This is a genomic window from Streptomyces sp. NPDC056231 (genome assembly GCF_048270745.1).
In the GTDB taxonomy this organism is placed as follows: Bacteria; Actinomycetota; Actinomycetes; order Streptomycetales; family Streptomycetaceae; genus Streptomyces.
In genome coordinates this window covers 362,012-381,278 of the sequence record NZ_JBLVKW010000002.1, presented here as the reverse complement: position 1 = coordinate 381,278, position 19,267 = coordinate 362,012, and the positions used below count along the sequence as shown (strand labels likewise).

The 19,267-nt window shown below is 70.5% G+C and carries 15 protein-coding genes; 3 read left to right on the top strand and 12 right to left on the bottom strand.

Features of this window, described 5'->3' with window-relative positions:
• Positions 1-470: 470 nt before the first annotated feature.
• Positions 471-1,478 (bottom strand): stage II sporulation protein M, encoded by a 1,008-nt coding sequence (locus ACNPQM_RS03700; RefSeq protein ID WP_418082823.1) that lies wholly within the window; start codon positions 1,476-1,478, stop codon positions 471-473.
• 119 nt (positions 1,479-1,597) lie between these two features.
• Here ACNPQM_RS03700 and ACNPQM_RS03695 point away from each other — a divergent pair, with 119 nt between their 5' ends.
• The gene (locus ACNPQM_RS03695) at positions 1,598-2,572 is read left to right on the top strand and encodes an RDD family protein (RefSeq protein WP_418082822.1); all 975 of its coding nucleotides are present in this window, start codon (positions 1,598-1,600) and stop codon (positions 2,570-2,572) included.
• On the opposite strand, the gene ACNPQM_RS03690 is transcribed toward ACNPQM_RS03695, so the two are convergent.
• The 8 genes from ACNPQM_RS03690 to ACNPQM_RS03655 form a co-directional block, all read right to left on the bottom strand.
• Entirely contained in the window at positions 2,569-3,180 is a 612-nt protein-coding gene (locus tag ACNPQM_RS03690) for a hypothetical protein (RefSeq protein WP_418082821.1), read from the bottom strand. The genes ACNPQM_RS03695 and ACNPQM_RS03690 overlap by 4 nt on opposite strands.
• 182 nt (positions 3,181-3,362) lie before the next feature.
• The gene (gene ahcY / locus ACNPQM_RS03685) at positions 3,363-4,820 is read right to left on the bottom strand and encodes an adenosylhomocysteinase (protein ID WP_358859212.1); all 1,458 of its coding nucleotides are present in this window, start codon (positions 4,818-4,820) and stop codon (positions 3,363-3,365) included.
• A 249-nt stretch (positions 4,821-5,069) separates the two neighbouring features.
• Positions 5,070-6,047 carry a cation diffusion facilitator family transporter gene (locus ACNPQM_RS03680; protein ID WP_358859211.1) on the bottom strand — a complete coding sequence of 326 codons (978 nt, stop codon included), beginning with the start codon at positions 6,045-6,047 and terminating at the stop codon, positions 5,070-5,072.
• 87 nt (positions 6,048-6,134) lie between these two features.
• Positions 6,135-7,301 (bottom strand): mannose-6-phosphate isomerase, class I, encoded by a 1,167-nt coding sequence (manA, locus tag ACNPQM_RS03675; protein WP_358859210.1) that lies wholly within the window; start codon positions 7,299-7,301, stop codon positions 6,135-6,137.
• Between the two features lie 53 nt (positions 7,302-7,354).
• Positions 7,355-8,491 (bottom strand): SIS domain-containing protein, encoded by a 1,137-nt coding sequence (locus ACNPQM_RS03670; RefSeq protein ID WP_418082820.1) that lies wholly within the window; start codon positions 8,489-8,491, stop codon positions 7,355-7,357.
• A gap of 99 nt (positions 8,492-8,590) precedes the next feature.
• Complete coding sequence (locus tag ACNPQM_RS03665) at positions 8,591-8,773, bottom strand: Trm112 family protein (protein ID WP_030927015.1); 183 nt, start codon at positions 8,771-8,773, stop codon at positions 8,591-8,593.
• Between the two features lie 280 nt (positions 8,774-9,053).
• Complete coding sequence (locus ACNPQM_RS03660) at positions 9,054-10,418, bottom strand: phosphomannomutase/phosphoglucomutase (protein WP_358859208.1); 1,365 nt, start codon at positions 10,416-10,418, stop codon at positions 9,054-9,056.
• Positions 10,419-10,511: 93 nt separating this feature from the next.
• Positions 10,512-10,889, bottom strand: a complete 378-nt coding sequence (locus ACNPQM_RS03655) for a DUF3499 domain-containing protein (RefSeq protein ID WP_418082819.1) — start codon at positions 10,887-10,889, stop codon at positions 10,512-10,514.
• A 322-nt stretch (positions 10,890-11,211) separates the two neighbouring features.
• Between ACNPQM_RS03655 and ACNPQM_RS03650 the strand changes: the two genes are divergently transcribed.
• Entirely contained in the window at positions 11,212-11,643 is a 432-nt protein-coding gene (locus ACNPQM_RS03650) for a metallopeptidase family protein (protein ID WP_358859206.1), read from the top strand.
• Positions 11,644-11,956: 313 nt separating this feature from the next.
• On the opposite strand, the gene ACNPQM_RS03645 is transcribed toward ACNPQM_RS03650, so the two are convergent.
• The 3 genes from ACNPQM_RS03645 to ACNPQM_RS03635 all read right to left on the bottom strand — a co-directional run bounded on the left by ACNPQM_RS03645 (position 11,957) and on the right by ACNPQM_RS03635 (position 17,950).
• Complete coding sequence (locus ACNPQM_RS03645) at positions 11,957-13,489, bottom strand: DUF5719 family protein (protein ID WP_358859205.1); 1,533 nt, start codon at positions 13,487-13,489, stop codon at positions 11,957-11,959.
• A complete protein-coding gene (locus ACNPQM_RS03640) occupies positions 13,486-17,337 on the bottom strand; it encodes a glycosyltransferase (RefSeq protein WP_418082818.1) in 3,852 nt (1,283 codons plus the stop codon). The genes ACNPQM_RS03645 and ACNPQM_RS03640 overlap by 4 nt, the downstream gene beginning before the upstream one ends.
• A 349-nt stretch (positions 17,338-17,686) precedes the next feature.
• Positions 17,687-17,950 (bottom strand): WhiB family transcriptional regulator, encoded by a 264-nt coding sequence (locus ACNPQM_RS03635; protein WP_030927001.1) that lies wholly within the window; start codon positions 17,948-17,950, stop codon positions 17,687-17,689.
• Between the two features lie 735 nt (positions 17,951-18,685).
• On the opposite strand from ACNPQM_RS03635, the gene ACNPQM_RS03630 reads away from it, so the two are divergent.
• A complete protein-coding gene (locus tag ACNPQM_RS03630; protein ID WP_358859203.1) occupies positions 18,686-19,225 on the top strand; it encodes a cysteine dioxygenase in 540 nt (179 codons plus the stop codon).
• The last annotated feature ends 42 nt before the right edge of the window (positions 19,226-19,267 follow it).

Below are 19,267 nucleotides of genomic sequence, written 5' to 3'. Positions count from 1 at the left end.
TTTGTACTCACCCTCTCGGGCTTTCCTCCGGGCTTTCCCTTCGGTCTTGCGTTTCCGACTCTATCAGACTCTTTCGTGTCCGATTCCCGGTCGAAGCGGGTTCCGCTTTCCAGTTCTTCGCTTTCGCGTTTCCCTTTCCGGCGGTTCCAACCTTACCAGACTCTTTTTCGTTTCCGTTTCCGGTCCGAATTTGATTCCGGTGGCCTTTGGAGTGGCCTTTGCCTTTCGGCGGATCCGACTTTATCAGAAGCATTTCGGCCGATCTAATCGGCTTCATTGCTCGAGATAGATAAAGGAATCAACGGCTCTGCGGAAACTTGGTTCCGTTGAGAGCGAGATAGATACTAACCGTTGGGATCGAACCTGTCCAGTCCGACTCAACCGTTTGAATCTACCTCCCCCTGTCCACCGTGTCAACGGTTTTTTGGGGCGAGGAGAAGACTAGCAGGTCAGCGGGGTCATACGCACCATCAGGCAGCGGTCGGGAGCTCGGCGCTCCGCTCGGTGGCGTCGAGGTCTCCTGCCTCTCCGGCTCGGGCCGCGCGGCCGCCGAGTATGTAGACGTACGCGAGGAACGCCAGCTCGGCGGCGATACCGATGGCGATACGGGCCCAGGTGGGGAGACCCGAGGGTGTGACGAAACCTTCGATCACACCCGAGACGAACAGGACCAGGGCCAGACCGACGGCCATGCCGATCGCGGCTCGGCCTTGCTGCGCCAGGGCGGAGCGGCGAGTCTGCGGACCGGGGTCGACGACCGTCCAGCCGAGACGGAGGCCTGTACCGGCTGCGACGAACACCGCGGTGAGCTCGAGCAGGCCGTGCGGGAGGACCAGGCCGAGGAAGGTGTCGAGTCGGCCGGCCGACGACATCAGGCCGATGCCCTCCGCGAGGTTGAGTACGTTCACGAAGAGGATCCAGATCACCGGCAAGCAGAGGAACGCCCCCAGGACCAGACACATTGCGGCAGCCTGAGCGTTGTTCGTCCAGACCTGGGCGGCGAACGAAGCGGCCGGGTGGCTGGAGTAGTACGTCTCGTACTCCCCTCCGGGGCTCGTCATGCGGCGGAGGTCTTCGGGGGCGGCGATCGCCGCCTGGACCTCCGGGTGGGTGCCGATCCACCAGCCCATGAGTGCGGTCAGGAGCGTCGAGAGGACGGCCGTGGGTATCCACCAGTGCCTGGAGCGGTAGACCGCTGCGGGAAAGCCGGCGGTCAGGAAGCGGGTGGCGTCGCGCCAGGTGGCCCTGCGGGTACCCGTCACCGTGGACCGGGCGCGGGCCACGAGCTGGGTGAGGCGCGCGGTGAGCATCGGGTCAGGGGCGCTGGACTGGATCAGTGAGAGATGGGTGGCCGTCCGCTGATAGAGGGCGACGAGTTCGTCGGCTTCGGTGCCGGTGAGACGGTGCCCGCGGTGCAGGAGGTGGTCCAGGCGGTCCCACTCGGTGCGGTGGGCTGTCACGAAGACGTCGAGATCCATGGTCGGCTGCTGCTCCAGGCATGGGTGCGTACGGGTCCGTCCTACTGCGGCGCGCTGCGGGTCAGCTTGGCAGACTGAGCTCCCGAGGGGCAGGGAAGGTCGGCGAAGGGTGGGCGGCAATGAGTGAGCTCGTGACCGGGGACGCGGTCGTGCTGGGGCTGAGGCCGGCGAAACTGCCGAGTCGGGCGCTGGCTCTGGTGATCGATCTTGTCGTGGTGTGGACGGTTTTCATCCTGGTGTCGATCGGGCTGACCGTCGCAACGGTGACGCTGGACGAGGCAGCGAGCGCGGCCATTGCCGTCGCCACGTTTCTGCTCGTACTGGTGGGCGGGCCCATCGCGGTGGAGACGCTCAGCCACGGCCGTTCGCTGGGGAAGCTGGCGTGCGGGCTGCGGGTGGTGCGGGACGACGGCGGGCCGATCCGGTTCCGGCACGCGCTGGTGCGCGGGGCGATGGGGGTCGTCGAGATCCTGATGACGCTCGGGGTCGTCGCATCCATCGCGTCGCTGGTGTCGGCGCGGGGGCGGCGGCTCGGGGATGTCTTCGCGGGGACGCTCGTCGTCCGGGAACGGGTGCCGTCGGGGCGGGGTGTCGCCGTGCCGCCTCCGCCGCCATGGATGGTCGGACGGTTCGCCGGGCTCGATCTGTCGGCGGTGCCGGACGAACTGTGGCTGGCGATACGGCAGTACCTGACGCGGATGAACCAGCTCGATGCGGAGGTGGGGTGGTCGTTGGCCACACGGCTGAGTGGGGAGCTGGCCGCGCGTACGGGGGTTCCCGTCCCGGAAGGGGTGCCGGCTGCGGCATATCTGGCCGGCGTGGTGAACGAGCGGCAGGCACGGGACGCGCAGCGGGTGTTCGCCGCTGCGCAGAGAGTCTCCCCGGATGTCGCGGGTCCGCCCCTGGGCGGACAGACGGGTCTGCCCGCCGTCGCGCAGAGCGGTGGGGAGGGCGCGGGGGGCGTGCGGGCTGCGTCGGCGCCCATGGAGTGGGCGACCCCTGTGGAACCCGTTAACCCTGGGGCTACTGGGGTTTCCGGGGCGGACGGGTCCCCGGTGCGGACTCCGGGCACTGGGTTTGCGCCGCCTGCTTAGCGAGGGGAGGGCGGGGATTCCAGCTCTTCGAGCTCAACGCCGGGGGCCGAGAGGACCACGTCGCCGGCGATGTGGACGGTGTGCTGCTCACCCGTGTCCAGGGCGCTGACCTGGTATTCGTCCACCATCAGGGGGCCACTGTCAGTGGCATGCGCTTCACTGTTCACCAGGGCCCAGGACTGGTCGACGGTGCGGGGGGCGAGGACGGGTTCCGTGAAGGCGACGAGGCGGACACGGGTCGCGGGGGAACCGGGGGTGAGGCGCAGCAGTCGCGAGGTCGCGACGAGGAATGCGGGGGAGGTGCCAGTGAAGGCGTGGGCGCGGACATTGCCTTCGGTGGCATGGGTACCGGTCGGATCGGTGCGGACCCAGGTGACGCCTTCGAGGGCGGCTCCTCGGATCTGCCAGCTCGTGGCATGGAGTTCGAGGCGAACGGGGCGGCCGAGTTCGTCGAGGGTGAGGTCGACGGAGCCCAGGTGATCGCCGGAGGGGGCGGTGGTCCGGGAGACATAGCGCCAGCCGGAGGGGCCTGGGGCGCATTGGAAATGTTCTTGGCCGAGGAGGGTGTGGTCGTGGGGATCATGGAGCGAATAACGGCCGCGGGGCATGGGGTCCTTCGGGTTCCTCGGGCTGTGCGGGTGCGGTACGACGCAGGCCCCCGACACGGGGGTGCGGGGGCCTGCGCTCGTATCTGCTGCTGAAGGTGGGGCTGGTCCGTCCGTCAGGGCCGTTCCGGACCGGTCACCGGCCGGTCTGATCTGTGCCGTCGGCGGACGGGATCAGTGCCGGATCAGTAGCGGTAGTGGTCGGGCTTGTACGGGCCTTCGACCTCGACGCCGATGTAGGCGGCCTGCTCGGGGCGGAGCGTCGTGAGCTTCACGCCGAGCGCGGCCAGGTGGAGGCGGGCGACCTTCTCGTCGAGGTGCTTGGGCAGCACGTAGACGTCGGTCGGGTACTCCTCGGGCTTGGTGAACAGCTCGATCTGGGCCAGGGTCTGGTCCGCGAACGAGTTGGACATGACGAACGAGGGGTGGCCCGTGGCGTTGCCCAGGTTCAGCAGGCGGCCCTCGGACAGCACGATGATGACCTTGCCGTCGGGGAAGGTCCACGTGTGGACCTGCGGCTTGACCTCGTCCTTGACGATGCCGTCGATCTTGGCGAGACCGGCCATGTCGATCTCGTTGTCGAAGTGACCGATGTTCCCGACGATCGCCTGGTGCTTCATCTTGGCCATGTCGGCGGCCATGATGATGTCCTTGTTGCCCGTCGTGGTGACGAAGATGTCGGCCTGGGCGACGACGTCGTCGAGGGTGGCGACCTGGTAGCCGTCCATTGCCGCCTGGAGCGCGCAGATCGGGTCGATCTCGGTGATGATCACGCGGGCGCCCTGGCCGCGGAGGGACTCCGCGCAGCCCTTGCCCACATCGCCGTAGCCGCAGACAACGGCGGTCTTGCCGCCGATCAGGACGTCGGTGGCGCGGTTGATGCCGTCGATCAGGGAGTGGCGGCAGCCGTACTTGTTGTCGAACTTGGACTTGGTGACGGCGTCGTTGACGTTGATCGCCGGGAAGAGGAGGGTGCCGTCGCGGTGCATCTCGTACAGCCGGTGCACACCGGTCGTGGTCTCCTCGGTGACGCCGCGGATCTCGGACGCCAGCTGGGTCCACTTCTGCGGGGCCTCGCCGAGGGTGCGGTTCAGCAGGGTGAGGATGTGGCCGTACTCCTCGCTGTCCGCGGTCGACGGGTCCGGGGCCGATCCGGCCTTCTCGAACTCGACGCCCTTGTGGACGAGGAGGGTGGCGTCGCCACCGTCGTCGAGGATCATGTTCGGGCCGCCGGTGGGCGTGTTCGGCCAGGTCAGGGCCTGCTCCGTGCACCACCAGTACTCTTCCAGCGTCTCGCCCTTCCAGGCGAAGACCGGGACGCCGGCGGGGGCGTCCAGGGTGCCGTTCGGGCCGACGGCGATGGCTGCGGCGGCGTGGTCCTGGGTGGAGAAGATGTTGCAGGAGGCCCAGCGGACCTCGGCGCCGAGGGCGACCAGGGTTTCGATCAGCACGGCGGTCTGCACGGTCATGTGCAGCGAGCCGGTGATGCGGGCGCCGGCGAGCGGCTGCGCGGCGGCGTACTCCTTGCGGATCGACATCAGGCCGGGCATCTCGTGCTCGGCGAGCGTGATCTCCTTGCGGCCGAACTCCGCGAGGGAGAGGTCGGCGACCTTGAAGTCCTGTCGATTGGCGACCGTCGTCATAACGGGCTGCTCCTCATCATGGGGTCGAGGGTGGATAGGGCCGGCTCTGCGGCGGCGGGCACACGAATGCCCGGGGCGCTCGCAGCGCAGTCCGTCGGAGGCCCTCTCTCCCTCGCCCGGTCCGCAGGAGCGGAGCGGCCGACCGCCATCAGCAGCGACGTCTGACACTGTCACCGAATCTACACCGATCGGCCCAGCCGCTCCCAGCCCACTCGGGGCCGGGAGCGGTCGAAAAGGGGATCGGGAGGGTCAGTGGCCGGAATCGGCCGGGTCGGTGTCGGGGGGCGTGGCCGGATTGGTGCCCGCGGCAGCGGCCGCCTCGTTGAAGATGTCCGGTTCCAGGTAGATGACCCGGGCGATCGGGACGGCTTCGCGGATGCGGGCCTCGGCGGCGTTGATGGCGTTGGCGACCTCGGTGGCAGTGTCGTCGTGCTGGACGGCGATCTTCGCGGCGACCAGCAGCTCCTCCGGGCCGAGGTGGAGCGTACGCATGTGGATGATGCGGGTGACGGTTTCGCCGTCGACGACCGCGGCCTTGATCTTGTCGACCTGGTCGGTGCCGGCGGCCTCACCGAGCAGCAGCGACTTCGTCTCGGCGGCAAGGACGATCGCGATGATGATCAGCAGGGTGCCGATGCAGAGGGTGCCGATTCCGTCCCAGACGCCGTTGCCGGTCCCGAGGGCCAGGCCGACACCTGCGAGGGCGAGCACCAGACCGATCAGCGCGCCGAAGTCCTCCAGGAGGACGACGGGGAGCTCGGGAGCCTTCGCGCGGCGGATGAACTCCTTCCAGGAGAGCGATCCGCGGGTCTCGTTGGACTCCTTGATGGCCGTACGGAAGGAGAAGCCCTCGGCGATGATCGCGAAGACCAGTACGCCGACCGGCCAGTACCAGGCCTCGATCTCGTGCGGGTGCTTGATCTTCTCGTAGCCCTCGTACACCGCGAACATGCCACCGACCGAGAACAGGACGATGGAGACGAGGAAGGCGTAGATGTAGCGCTCACGGCCGTAGCCGAAGGGGTGCTGGGGGGTGGCTTCGCGCTGGGCCTTCTTGCCGCCGAGCAGCAGAAGCCCCTGGTTGCCCGAGTCGGCGATCGAGTGGACGCTCTCCGCGAGCATCGACGACGAGCCACTGAACAGGAACGCCACGAATTTGGCCACTGCGATCGCGAGATTGGCGCCGAGCGCCGCCACGATCGCCTTGGTTCCGCCTGACGCACTCATGGGTGCCTGGTGTCCCTTCGTCAATGCTGCGGCCCTGGCGCCGCGGTACGGCCGGACATTGTTGCAGCCGCTGATTCGGACGGTACGTCAGGCCACCACTGTCGCGCGGAACAGTGTGCCGGTACCAGACGCTTCAACCGATTCGTCCGACGGCACGAAGACCGAGCCGCCGGGGGCGAGGTCGAGCGTGCCGACGCGGGGCGCACCGGCGGTGCAGAGCAGAATCTGCGGGGCGGACCTGGTCAGATCCACAGGGGCGGCGCCGGGTGAGAGGTCGTAGCGCGACAGCCGGAATTCGTCGACCGGGGTCTCGTACACCTCCTCGCCGGAGGGGGACGCCTCAGGACGCAGGATGCCGGGGTCGGTCGCCTCGAAACGGACGACTCCGAGGAGCTCGGGGACGTCGATGTGCTTGGGCGTCAGTCCGCAGCGCAGCACGTTGTCCGAGTTGGCCATGATCTCCACACCGAGGCCGCCGAGGTAGGCGTGCGGGACCCCGGCGCCGAGGAACAGGGCTTCGCCGGGCTGGAGTTGCACGTAGTTCAGCAGCATCGCAGCGATGACACCCGGGTCACCGGGGAAGTGGTGTGCGATGCGGGCGTACGGGGCGTGGGCGCCACCGAGGCGTTCGGCGGCGGCGGCCGCCGCCGTGACCGTCTCCGCCATCTCCGCGGGGTCGGCGGTGAGGATCGCCGTGAGCACTTCGCGGAGCGCCGCCTCTTCGGGGTGGGCTCCGAGCAGGTCGACGTACGGCTTGAGGGAGTCGACGCCGAGCGCCGCCATCGCCTCGGCGGCCTCGGTGGGCCGGCGGAAGCCACAGAGGCCTTCGAAAGGAGTGAGCGCGCAGATCAGTTCGGGCTTGTGGTTGGCGTCCTTGTACGTGCGGTGAGGTGCGCCGATCGGCACGGACCGACGCTCCTCGTCCTCATACCCCTTCTTGGCCTGCGCGAGGTCGGGGTGAACCTGGAGGGAGAGGGGGGCACCCGCGGCGAGCAGCTTGAGGAGGAAGGGGAGACGAGGGCCGAACTTCTCGACCGTGGCCGGGCCCAGTTCGCGCTCGGGGTCGGCGGTGATGATGTCGGTGAGGGGCTGCTCGGTGCCTGCTGTACGAGTGAGGCGGGAGGGGGCTCCAGGGTGGGCGCCCACCCACATCTCGGCCTGGGGTTCGCCGGTGGGGGCGACGCCGAGCAGTTCGGGGATGGCGGTGGTGGAGCCCCAGGCGTAAGGGCGCACGGTGTTGGAGAGCCGGTCCATGGAGATTTTTCGTCCTCGTGAGATGCGGGGATCGTGCGATGCGGTGGAGCGGGTCAGGGATGAGCCGCCGATGCCAGGGACAGGTAGACGGCGGCGAAGTCGGTGACTGCGAGAAGTTCGGCGAGGGCTTCGAGTTCGGTGCCCTCTTCCGGTTCGAGTTCGCTGATCGCCGTGTCGTGGCCGAGGGCGAGTTCGCGGGCGGCCGGGGCGGCACTCAGGCCGCCGGTGGGCCGGTCCCGGAGCAGGACGACCCGGGCGTGCAGGGGCTCCGTCTCGTCGACCCGGTCGCGGAAGAAGTCGTCGGGGTCGGCTCCGGCCGCGAAGGTGCCCGCCAGCAGCGCCCCGTGGGCGGGGAGCGCCTCGGGGAGTTCGGCGGCGATGGCCGGGCGGCCGGACAGTTCGGCGAGGACGGCGGCGAAGCGTCGCCCGACCGGTCCTGCGGCGTCGCCCTCCGTCCAGATGAGGGGCAGGCTGTCGGCGAGTTCGGCAGCGAGGGTCTTGGCCGGGTTGCTGTACGTGGCAATGGCCGGGCCGCAGCGCTCGGCGGTGCGGTCGAGGCGGTCTGCGACACTCTGCAGCGCCTCGGGGGTTGCGGTGAGCAGGCCGACCCGGTCGAGCAGGGCGAGCAGCGGCGTGAACAGGGCCCAGAGCGTGCCGGGGCCCGCGGCCGAGGTCTCGGCGTCGTACTCGCCGTGCGGGGCGGACGCCATCGGTACGACGAGCCCGTGCACCCCGTCGACCGCCTCGCGCAGCGGGGACCGGTGGGGGGCGACGGCAACGACCGTGCAGCCGCGCCGGTACGCCTGTTCGGCGAGGAGCGCTAGGCCCGGTTCGGTGCCGTCAGCCGTGGCGATCAGCAGCAGGTCGACGGAGCCGGCCCAGCCGGGGAGCGTCCAGCGCATCGCGCCCGCGGCGGGTGCGACGCCGGAAGGGGGGATACGTGTGACGGGGGCAGAGGCGCCCGCCAGTGCGGCGATCAGGTCGGCGACGCCGAATGCGGCGGTGCCTGAGCCGGCGACCATGACCGCGCGGGGGCGGCCCTCCGGGGTCAGCTCGGTGATCCCGGCCTCCGCGGCGTGCCGGGCGGCGGTACGGACGCGCGCCCCGGCCTCGGCGGCGCCCCGGAGCAGACCGCGGCGGTCGGCTCGGGCCAATGCTTCCGGGGCGTCGAGCAACGACTCGTCGAGCATGGGGACGGGCCTCCGATCACGTGCTGCTCAGCGTGAGGTCTGCGGTGTACGGGGCGGGGTCGCCGGTGTGGTGGGTGACGGCGGTCCCGTGACTCGCCGTTACGCGGGGCGGCGGGCCTCGTCGACGAGGAGGACGGGAATGCCGTCCCGTACCGGGTAGGCCAGGCCGCAGTCCGTGCCGGTGCAGACCAGCTCGGGGCTGTCGGCTGCCGAGCGGTCGTCCAGCGGGGAGTGGCAGGCCGGGCAGGCGAGGATCTCCAGAAGGCCGGCTTCGAGCGGCATGGGGTGGGTCCCTTCGAGCATTCGAACGTGTGTGTCCGGTTCACGCGGATCAGGCGTCGTCAGCCTACCGCCGGGGTGGCGGGGGCGCGGCCCGGCCCGGAGTCAGTGGGGCGGGTGGGGCGATGTGGTGTGCATGGGGTTGCGGTGCGGGTCGGGGCCGGCGGATGGGGCGCCTGCGGCGTGCTCGCCCCGTCCCGGAACCGGTGCCCCGTCCGGGCCCCCGTCCGGTTCCCCAACGCCGGACGGGCCGGACGCTCGCCCAAGAGGGCCGGGAGTGGACCTACGCGCGGACCAGGGCCAGGACCTCGTCGCGTACCGCCTTCATCGTCCCCTCGTCGCGGGCCTCGACGTTCAGGCGCAGCAGGGGTTCCGTGTTGGAGGCCCGGAGGTTGAACCACCAGTCCGGTGCCGTCACCGTCAGGCCGTCCAGTTCATCGAGCGTGATGCCCTCGCGCGCCTCGAAGCATGCGCGTACCACCGCCGTGCGGGCCGGCTGGTCGTCGACCGTGGAGTTGATCTCCCCGGAGCCGGTGTAGCGGTCGTACTGGGCGACCAGTTCGGAGAGCGGGCCCGGCTGGCCGCCGAGGGCGGCGAGGACGTGGAGGGCGGCGAGCATGCCCGTATCGGCGTTCCAGAAGTCGCGGAAGTAATAGTGCGCGGAGTGTTCGCCACCGAAGATCGCGCCGTGTTCGGCCATCTCCGCCTTGATGAAGGAGTGGCCGACGCGGGTACGGACGGGGGTTCCGCCGTGTTCGCGGACCACCTCGGGGACCGACCAGGACGTGATCAGGTTGTGGATGACGGTGCCCTTGCCGCCGTTGCGGGCGAGTTCGCGCGCCGCGACCAGCGCGGTGATCGCTGACGGGGAGACACCCGCGCCGCGTTCGTCGACGACGAAGCAGCGGTCCGCGTCGCCGTCGAAGGCGAGGCCCAGGTCGGCGCCCTCGGCCAGCACCCGGGCCTGGAGGTCGACGAGGTTCTTCGGGTCGAGGGGGTTGGCCTCGTGGTTGGGGAACGTGCCGTCCAGTTCGAAGTACAGGGGGACGACGTCGAGCGGGAGCCCCTCGAAGACGGTGGGGACGGTGTGGCCGCCCATGCCGTTGCCCGCGTCGACCACGACCTTCAGCGGGCGGACGGCCGTCAGGTCGACCAGGGACCGCAGGTGGGCCGCGTAGTCGGTGAGGGTGTCGCGGTCCGTGACGGTGCCGGGCGTGGCGACCGGCTGCGGTGCGCCCTGTTCGGCCCACTTCTCGATCAGGGTGCGGATCTCGGCGAGCCCGCTGTCCTGCCCGACCGGTGCGGCGCCCGCCCGGCACAGCTTGATGCCGTTGTACTGCGCCGGGTTGTGCGAGGCGGTGAACATCGCCCCGGGCAGGCCGAGGCTGCCGGAGGCGAAGTACAGCTGGTCGGTGGAGCAGAGGCCGATCAGGGTGACGTCCGCACCGCGTGCCGCCGCGCCGCGCGCGAACGCCGCCGAGAGACCGGGAGACGACGGGCGCATGTCGTGGCCGATCACGATCGCCTCCGCGTCCGTCACCTCGACGAACGCCGCCCCGAACTGCTCGGCCAGCGATTCGTCCCACTGATCGGGCACGACTCCGCGCACGTCGTACGCCTTCACGATCTGCGACAGATCAGCAGCCACGGGCCGGTCCTCCTGAATTTCCTGCGGACCGCCCAAACTACCCGGCCGGTCCACGCGCCTGCGGGCGGTGCGGTCGTTCGGTGATCGACCGCTTCAGGAGTCGGGCGAGCGCAGGACCCGCAGGTGACCGCGGCGCGCGACCTCCATCGGGCCCGCGGCGTGCGGGCCGCCGCCTCTGGCCTCCGCCGCGCGGTCGTGCGGACGCGCCGCTTCCCGCACGGCGTTGGCGAGTGCTTCGAGGTCGTCACCGCTGGGGCGCGTGGGTGCGGAGGGATCGGCGAGCCGGACGACTTCCCAGCCGCGTGGCGCGGTCAGTCGCTCACTGTGCTCGGCACAGAGGTCGTAGCAATGGGGCTCGGCGTAGGTGGCGAGCGGGCCGAGGACCGCAGTCGAGTCGGCATAGACGTACGTCAGTGTCGCGACGGCAGGGCGGCCGCACGCGGTGCGCGAACAGCGACGTACAGGGCTCACGATGTTGGACGGTACCGCACTCTTGAGCGGGCTGCGACGACTCTCCCTCAGGTCACCCCACCGTGTCGCACTGTGACCTCCGGCACAACCGCCTTTCGGGCAACCGCCCTGACCTGCGCAGGAGGAGGGAAGTGCAGCTCGCAACGGCAACGATATCGGTCACCACTCGGTGCATAAGCTGCCAATACGTAGGAGATCCACGGTCGCGGACCGGGCCTGAAACGGGCTCAAGCTTGGCCGGAATGTTCAAGCGCGGACATGCCGCCGTGCTGCCGATGACGCGCGATCAGGCTGCCCCGCAGAGGGTTACGCTGCGTCGGTGATGGACAGTCCTGTACCGCCGCCCCACCCGCCCGAGCCACGACCGCGCCGTCGTGACCGCCATGGCCGCGGCATGCGCGGACCCGTCGCCCCGCCCCAGGTGCCGCTCTCGGCCACCAGGGCGGAGAACTTCCGTGATCTCGTACAGGACTCGGTGGAGCGGCTGGAGCGGCGCTGGCCTCAGCTGGCCGATGTCGATTTCATGGTCCTCGATGTACCGGGGCCGCAGGCGGAGACCGTACCGCTGGGGCGTGCGGTGTCCGCGGAGAAGGACCGGCCTGCGCAGATCATCATCTACCGGCGCCCCGTCGAGATCCGTACCAAGAACCGCGACGAGCGTGCGCTGCTGGTGCACGAGGTCGTGGTCGAGCAGGTCGCGGAGTTGCTCGGGCTGTCGCCGGAGTCAGTGGATCCGCGCTATGGGCAGGACTAGGGCGTGTTTCGAAAGTAGCGTCGTCCGGCCGTAGGGCGGGCCGGGCGGCGTCTGGTGCGTGCGGTCGCAAGGCTGCCGGAGGTTCTGGGGTGGGGTCTCTCCTGCTCGAACGCCGAGAGCTCGGGGAAGGAGCTACCAGGGCTTCTGGCCGACGTGGCGTGCTGGGCGACGCGACGGGGCAGAGCTTGCCGGGAGGGCCACCAGGTCCTGTCGTCCGGATCAGGCTGCGACCCCCCGCGAGGCCAGCAGGGCGCGAACGAGAGGCCCTGGGTATCCGGGGCGGACCGGCCTCGGCCCGCCCCTGACCCGTTGCTCAGTCGTCCAGGACCGAGAGGTCCTGTTCGGCGTCGGGTACCTCGACCGTTCCGCCGTCGTCCGGCAGCGTCTGCACCGTGAACATCGGGATCCCGTTCTCCGGCAGGGACAGGGTGCGCGCGGCATGGACCGGACCGCCCGACACCGTCTCGATCGTCAGCGCGTAGCTGCCCTTGAGCCCGGCCGGTACCGGCGGGGTGACGGCGATCGTCGTACCGGCCTTGACCGTGTACATCTGGACGGTCTGTTCGCCACCCTCGCTGCCCGCTGAGGCCGTGACCTTCACCTTCCCGGTGGCGCCCGGAGCGGTGAGGGAAAGGGTCGAGCCCTTCGCCCGGTTGTCGGCCACGGTGGCCTGTGCGCCCACCGGCCCGGTCGCCGGGATGTACGCAACCTCCCGCTTGTCGCCGGTGCCGCGGACCACGCGCAGCGCCGCCACCACAGGTGTGGCCCGCCCGCTCTCCGCCGGGGTCAGCAGCAGGGAGCCCGCTTCACCCTTGGTGACGTCCTGCAGGTCGACGCCTGCGGTCATGTTCGACTTGATGTGAAGGTCCTCGTGTCCGGCCGGTGAGATCGCACTGTTCTTGCCCAGCAGCTTCACCGTCAGATCGGCGTCCTCCTCGCCGGGGGCGAAGGCCACCAGCCGGACGTCCGTGGCGTCCGCCGGGATGCCGGGGAGGACGAGAGTGCCGGTCGGGTCGACGGAGGCGGCGAGCCAGTCGCTGCCGGTCTCGTTGTCCGCCGCCCTGACGACGGCGCCGACCCGGCCGGTGCGCGTGGTGACGTGGACGGTCACGTCGTCGGCCGCCTCGCTGGTCAGGGTGGAGATCAGAACCGGAACGCTGGACCTGGCCGGGACCGTGATGCCCTCCCCCACATCGGACTTGAGCGAGCCGTCCGGCCCGTACAGCTCGATGTCGGCCACCGCGGCCGTGTCGTCCGGGTTGGTGAGGTGGACGTAGTCCTCGCGGGACTTCGCGGTGCTGGCAGCTGGGAACCAGAAGTTCGTGTCCGGGCCGGTGCAGCTGACCCCGAGCAGGCCGCGGGTGGCGCCCGCGCTGACGGTGGTGGTCTGCTGCGTGGTCCAGCCGGGCGCAAGCTCGCCGGTGGCGGTGCCGACCAGGGCCGGGGCGTCGGAGCCGGACGCCTCGGCGGTGGCCGGTCTGCCCGGCTTCTTGAGGGAGACGACCGGCTTGCCGGAGACCGCCTTCTTGCTCTTGTCCTTCTTCCCGTCCGTCTCGGCGGTGGTGTCGTCGCCCGCGCCCGCCGTGTTGGAGACGGACGGCATCAGTTCGGCGGCGCCTGCCGCTCCGCCGCTGCCGGCCGCCGGGGTGAAGGACGTGTACGTCGTCTCCGCAAGGTCCGAGAGGCTGGGCGCCGGGCAGAGCAGACTGGACCGCTCCACCGGCAGCCGGGCGGCGGCTTTCGCCTGGCCGGCATCCGCGTCGCCCTGCGTGGTGAGCGCGGCGAACCCGGTGACGGCGGCAAGGGCTACGGTGCCCGCGATGAGGGACAGGCTGGTGGACTTCACTCGGACTCGCCTCGCGATGCGTTACCGGTCGGCCACGGGTTCCGGGCCGGGGCGGGGTTCTCGTCGGGGTTCTGCGGGTCGTACGGGGGCTGTGCGGTGTAGGAGGCTTGTGGGTCGTACGGGGGCTGCGGGGCGTACTGGCTGTACTGGCCCTGGTCGTACGCGCCCTGGCCCTGGTCGTACTGGCCCTGTTCCTGGTCGTACTGGCCCTGGTTCTGGTCGTACTGCTGCTGATAGCCGTACGGGTCGTACACCGGTGCGGTGCCCTGCTGGTAGGGATCGGCGGCGGCCTGCTGCTGCTCGCCCTGGTACTGCGTGTAGTCGGCGTCCTGGTACTGCTGGGTGTCCCACTCGCCGTACTGCTGTTGCTGCGGTACGGGGGCGTAGTGGCCGTCCTCGTCGGATTGGGCGTACGGGTCCTGCGCCGCGGACTGCTCGCCGTACGGGTCCGGCGTTTCGGACCGCTCGGCGTACGGGTCCTGCGTTTCGGACCGCTCGGCGTACGGGTCGGCCGACTGCTGCGCGGGGATGTTCTGCCCTGCCTCCTCCGGCGTCGGCTCGGCGTCCTCGGATACCGCCTCAGCCTCGGCGGCGGCGCGCAGCCTGCGCGCCCGGCGTCCCTCGCCGGCGACCGGCTCGGCCGGAACCGTCAGGTCCGCGTCGGGCAGGTCGTCGTCGATCTCCCGTCGGCGGCCCGGCAGGGCCAGGACCAGCAGGACCACGCCGAGCGCGGCCTGGGTCCAGATCCACGCGGTGTGGGTGATCGGCGTCTCGTACGTGAGGTCCAGCGTGCCGCCCTCGGCGGGCAGCTCGAAGCCCTGCGCCCAGCCGTCCGCGGTCTTGGCGGTCAGGGCCCGGCCGTTCAGCGTGGCCTTCCAGCCGGGGTCCGCGGCGTCGGCGATCCGCAGGACGCGGCCGGAGCCGCCCGCGGGAATCTTGGAGTGCGCCTCGACCGGCCCCGAGCCGACAGGCATCTGCTCGCCGCCGGCACCGGGCGGGACGATCATGATGCGGGCGACCTGACGGTCCACGCGCCACAGCGCGCTGCCGTCGAGCTGGCTCAGCCGGCTCAGACCCGGGGTCGCGTCGAGCACCCGGCTCATCTCGCGCGGCGCGCCGTCCCGTACGAGTACGTAACGGATCGCGAAGCCGCTGAGCTGACTGCCCTGGTCGGCGCCCGAGCCCGCGACCAGGTTGGCGACCACCTTGTCCAGGTGGCTGTTGGAGCCGCCCGACTCGGTCAGTTCCGAGTCGCCGAGCCGCGCGCCGGAGCCACGGACCAGGGTGTACGCGACGGTGGCGGGCGAGCTGCCGCCGAGGACCAGGGTGCGGGGCTGGTCGCGGGTGCTGCTCTCCTCTGCAACGAATGCGGGGACCTGCACCGGGTCACGCCGCTCCAGCGGGCCCGCGGCGCCGCCGATCATCCAGCCGACGGCGGCCAGCGCGGGGGCCAGCCCCGCCGCGAGGGCGATCAGGGCGGCGACCGGCTGGCGCCAGCCGAAGCTGAGCTCGGCGACCCGTACCCGGGCACCGTCCGCGCCGACGAGCGCGGCGGTGATCAGCGCAATGCCGTAGACGAGGGTGGCGGGCCCGGCCCAGCCGGAGCCGTTGGCGAGCCCGGCGAAGACCAGAGCGACGAGGGCGACGGCCCAGGCGGCGCGGATCGCGAACTGCCGTTCCCCGCGCAGCAGCGCGGCCAGCGCCGCGAGCACGATGCCGAGCAGCAGCACGCCGCCCGCGGCCTTGGGGCCGCCAGGACTGATCCCGAGCAGGTCGAGCGCGGAGGCCGAACCCGCACCGAAGTCCAGCCCCGCCTCGTTCAGGAACGACGAGGGGTTGCTGAGCAGCGACAGCGACCACGGCGCGAGGACCAGCAGCGGGGTGCCGATCGTGGCGAGGAAGCGGAGCCCGTAGGCGGCGATGTCGTGGCGGCGCAGTACGAGGACGCCGATACCGAGGACGACAGCGAGCAGCCAGACGATGGGCGTGAAGGCCATCGCGAGGGTGAGGAGCAGGGTGTACGCCCAGGTGGCGCGCCAGCTGCCGCGGGTGTCCCCGTGGCCGCGCATCCCCCACGCGGAGACGGCGGCGCGGGTGATCAGCGGAAGCAGGATCGCCAGTACGGCGGTGCCGAGGCGGCCGGTCGCGAGGGCGCCGGTCGCGGCGGGCAGGAAGGCGTACGCGACGCTCGCCCAGGCCCGCAGCAGTCGTGATTCGAGCAGCGGGCGGGAGACGAAGTACGCGGTGAGTCCGGCGAGCGGGACCGAGCAGACGAGCAGCAGCGTGAGCGCGAAGCCGGTCGAGCCGAGGAACAGCGCGGACAGGGCGGAGATCACGGCGAGGTAGGGCGGTGCGGTCTGAGTGCCGCCGGTGCCGACCGGGTGCCAGCCGTCCGCGTACCGCCCCCACAGGTCGGAGACGTCCGCGGGTGCGGGCAGGAGCGCGCCGCCCGCCAGTGCGCCGCCGCCGAGGAGGCCGCGGCAGGCGACGAGGGAGACGAGGAGCAGGACGGCGAAGAGGACCGGGCCGGGCTTACGGCCGATCCGCTTCAGCCGGGCGAACTGCTCGATCTCCAGGAAGTCGGCGTCGTCACCGCCCGGTCCGGACTCGACGGCGCCGTGCCGTGAACCGCCGGAATCGGCGTCGGACCCGCTGCCGAAGTTTCCGGCGACCTGCTCGACGGTGGCGCGGACGGTCGCACCGGGCGGCGGGAAGAGCCCCCGCAGCTCGGCCATGTCCACGACGCTCTTGCCGCGCCTGCGGCGGGCCGCGAAGATCCTGCCGGGGCGCAGCAGGGTGCCGAAAAGTCCGGCGACTTCGTCGAGTGCCTGACCGGGCACCTTGCCGACCAGGTAGGCGAGGGTGCGGAGCAGGGTGCCGAGCACGAGCCGGAGCAGCACCCAGGGCAGCTGTTTGCCACGGGCGTTGACGAGCATCGTGTAGACGGCGCCGGCCTTGTCGACACGGTGCGGGGAGGCGACGGAGCGTCCGGCGCAGTCGATGGGACGGCGTTCCCGGGCGGATGCCTCGGCATGCCGCAGGACGGCGTCGGGAGCGATGAGGACCCGGTGTCCGGCGGCATGCGCGCGCCAGCAGAGATCGACGTCGTCACGCATCAGCGGGAGCCTGCCGTCGAACCCGCCCAGTTCCTCCCAGATGTCACGGCGGATCAGCATGCCGGCGGAGGAGACGGAGAGCACGGTACGGACCTGGTCGTGCTGGCCCTGGTCCTGCTCGCGGCGGTCGAGTCCGGTCCAGCGGCGTCCGCTGTTGGCGATGGAGACGCCGACTTCGAGGAGCTGCTTGCGGTCGTACCAGCCGCGGAGTTTGGGGCCGACGATCACTGCGTGGTGGTCGGTCTCGACGACGCGCAGCAGCTCGGCGAGCGCGTCGGGCTCGGGTGCGCAGTCGTCGTGGAGCAGCCAGAGCCACTGCACCGGTTCGCCGTGCGGCAGTTCGGGCAGGTCGTACGCGTCGTCGCGCCAGCTCCTGGTGACCGGGTCCCAGGAACTGGGACGCTTCAGGTACGGCAGGTCGTCGGGGGTGAGTTCATCGGCCGTGCGGACCGCCTCGTCGACGGCCGTACCGAAGCCCGTACGGCGTGCGAGGTGCAGGACCTGCTCGGCCCCGAGCGCCTCGGTGACCAGCCGCGCGGAGTCGTCGGAGGAGCCGGTGTCGGCGGCGACGATCTGCTGTACGGGACGTTCCTGCCCGAGCAGCCCGGCCAGCACGGTGGGCAGCCAGCGTGCGCCGTCGTGGGAGACGAGCACGGCGGTGACGACGTGCCGGGGGAACTCTGGGGCGGCGGCGGACGCGTACGGCGCCGTCGATTGGCTGTGCACGGACATCGAGGTACGGGCCCTCCGGCCAGGTCCGGGGGGCGTCCCCCCGGGGCTGCATCGGTGTACACGCGCGCTCCGTCGGGGCGTTGGCGCGTCTCGGACGGGGCCCCACACTAACGGTACGGATGACCGGGGTGGCGCCGAGCGGCTGAACAGAGGCGCTCGGAGGGCGACGGGCGGAGCGGCCACGCCGGCAGTCGTATGGGGGTGTGCGGAGACGGCGATGGCCCGCCGCCTGCGGGCAGGGTGCAGGCGGCGGGCCATCGGGGCCGAGGTCCGGAGCGTGGTCGGTGGCGCTCGGGCGGCCGGGGGGTTCCAGTGAATCCGTCGGTCTGTTGCTTCGCAGGCCTCGCGGTCAGACTGCGGCCTTCTTCAGGCGTCGCCGCTCCCGTTCGGAAAGGCCGCCCCAGATACCGAACCGCTCGTCATTGGAAAGGGCGTACTCGAGGCATTCGGACCGGACTTCACAGGCGAGGCAGACCTTCTTGGCCTCGCGGGTCGATCCGCCCTTCTCGGGGAAGAAGGACTCGGGATCGGTCTGGGCGCACAGTGCGCGCTCCTGCCAGCCGAGTTCCTCGTCCGCGTCCTCGACCAGCAGTTGCTGGAACAGCTCGGTCATGTGCGCCCCTCGTCTGTCTCTTGCGTCCCCGTGATGCAGCCGTTATCGATTCGGCCGAACGACACGAGTGAAATTACAAGTGTGTGGATCCGAGCCAGTCAAGCGGAGATCTGCTATTGGGCCCGGTATTCACTCTGCGGAACCAAGCCTATGCGGAAAGTGTGCAAATCACCAAAAACCTGACATATGCCATGGGCCTCATCGCGCCCCCATCCGCCACAGAGTCAGACTCCCGGCAGGGCGGCCATGTTTCGATTCGATCACCGGAGCGATCAAGATCACAGTCGGATCACGAGGCCGCTACGACGTTTGAGGGCACCACTGTTGCGCCACATCTCCGGCGCGGCGGGTGCACAAACCTTTCTCCGGCTGGAGTAACCGGATGAGGTGAAACATTACCGCCAAATCGGGCATCAGGTTGACAACGGGAGCTTTGCTCGGTTCCCTTGCTGTCATGCCAGCGACCTCCGTGATGCGTGTGACCCACCTCCGTGGGTTCCGCACCGCTGTCCAGGCTCGCTGTTGCTGTTCCAGCTGTCTCAGCTGTTGAGGCCTTCGCGCTCCAGCTAGTCGCAGCCCTATTCCGGACCTCGGCCTTCTCCGGACAACCCCGTCGAACGGCTTCCCGCACGGCTGCCGCCCGGCCCCTCCCCGGTCCCCGGTCCTCGCGACACCCCTGGATCTCTGCATCTGCACTCTTGCCCTGCACTCACTTGCCGAGGAACCACCGCACCCATGAACAGCGACAGCGATCTCCAGATCGCCGGCGACATCCTTGAGGTCCAGCACCTCCTCCGCCCTGCCCGCCAGCACCCGTCCACGGTGGCCGAGTTCGTCGGGCTCGCCCGCAGCATCGCCGCGGACCGCTCGCAGTGGGCGCCGCTCGTCCAGTACGACGCGACCACCCGCTGGTACCACCGGCTCCGCACGGTTCCCCAAGCTCTCGGCTCCGCTCGAGCAGGGGAGACCCCACTCGGTTACGAGGTGTGGCTGCTCAGCTGGGTCCCCGGTCAGGGCAGCGGGCTGCACCACCACGGGCTGTCGTCCGGCGTACTGACCGTCCTGGAAGGCGAATTGACCGAGCGTACGGAGCGCGGCATGCGGTCGCTGGGCCCCGGCGCGCAGCGCGTGTTCGCGCCCGGATACGTCCACGAAGTGGTCAACGACTCCCTCGAACCGGCCGTCAGCCTGCACATCTACTACCCGGGGCTCACCGAGATGCCCATGCACGCGGCGCGGTGCGCCTCGGCAACCGCCGACGCCGTACACGCCTGACAGCCCACCCGTCGCCCACCACCACCCCGACAACGATCAGGC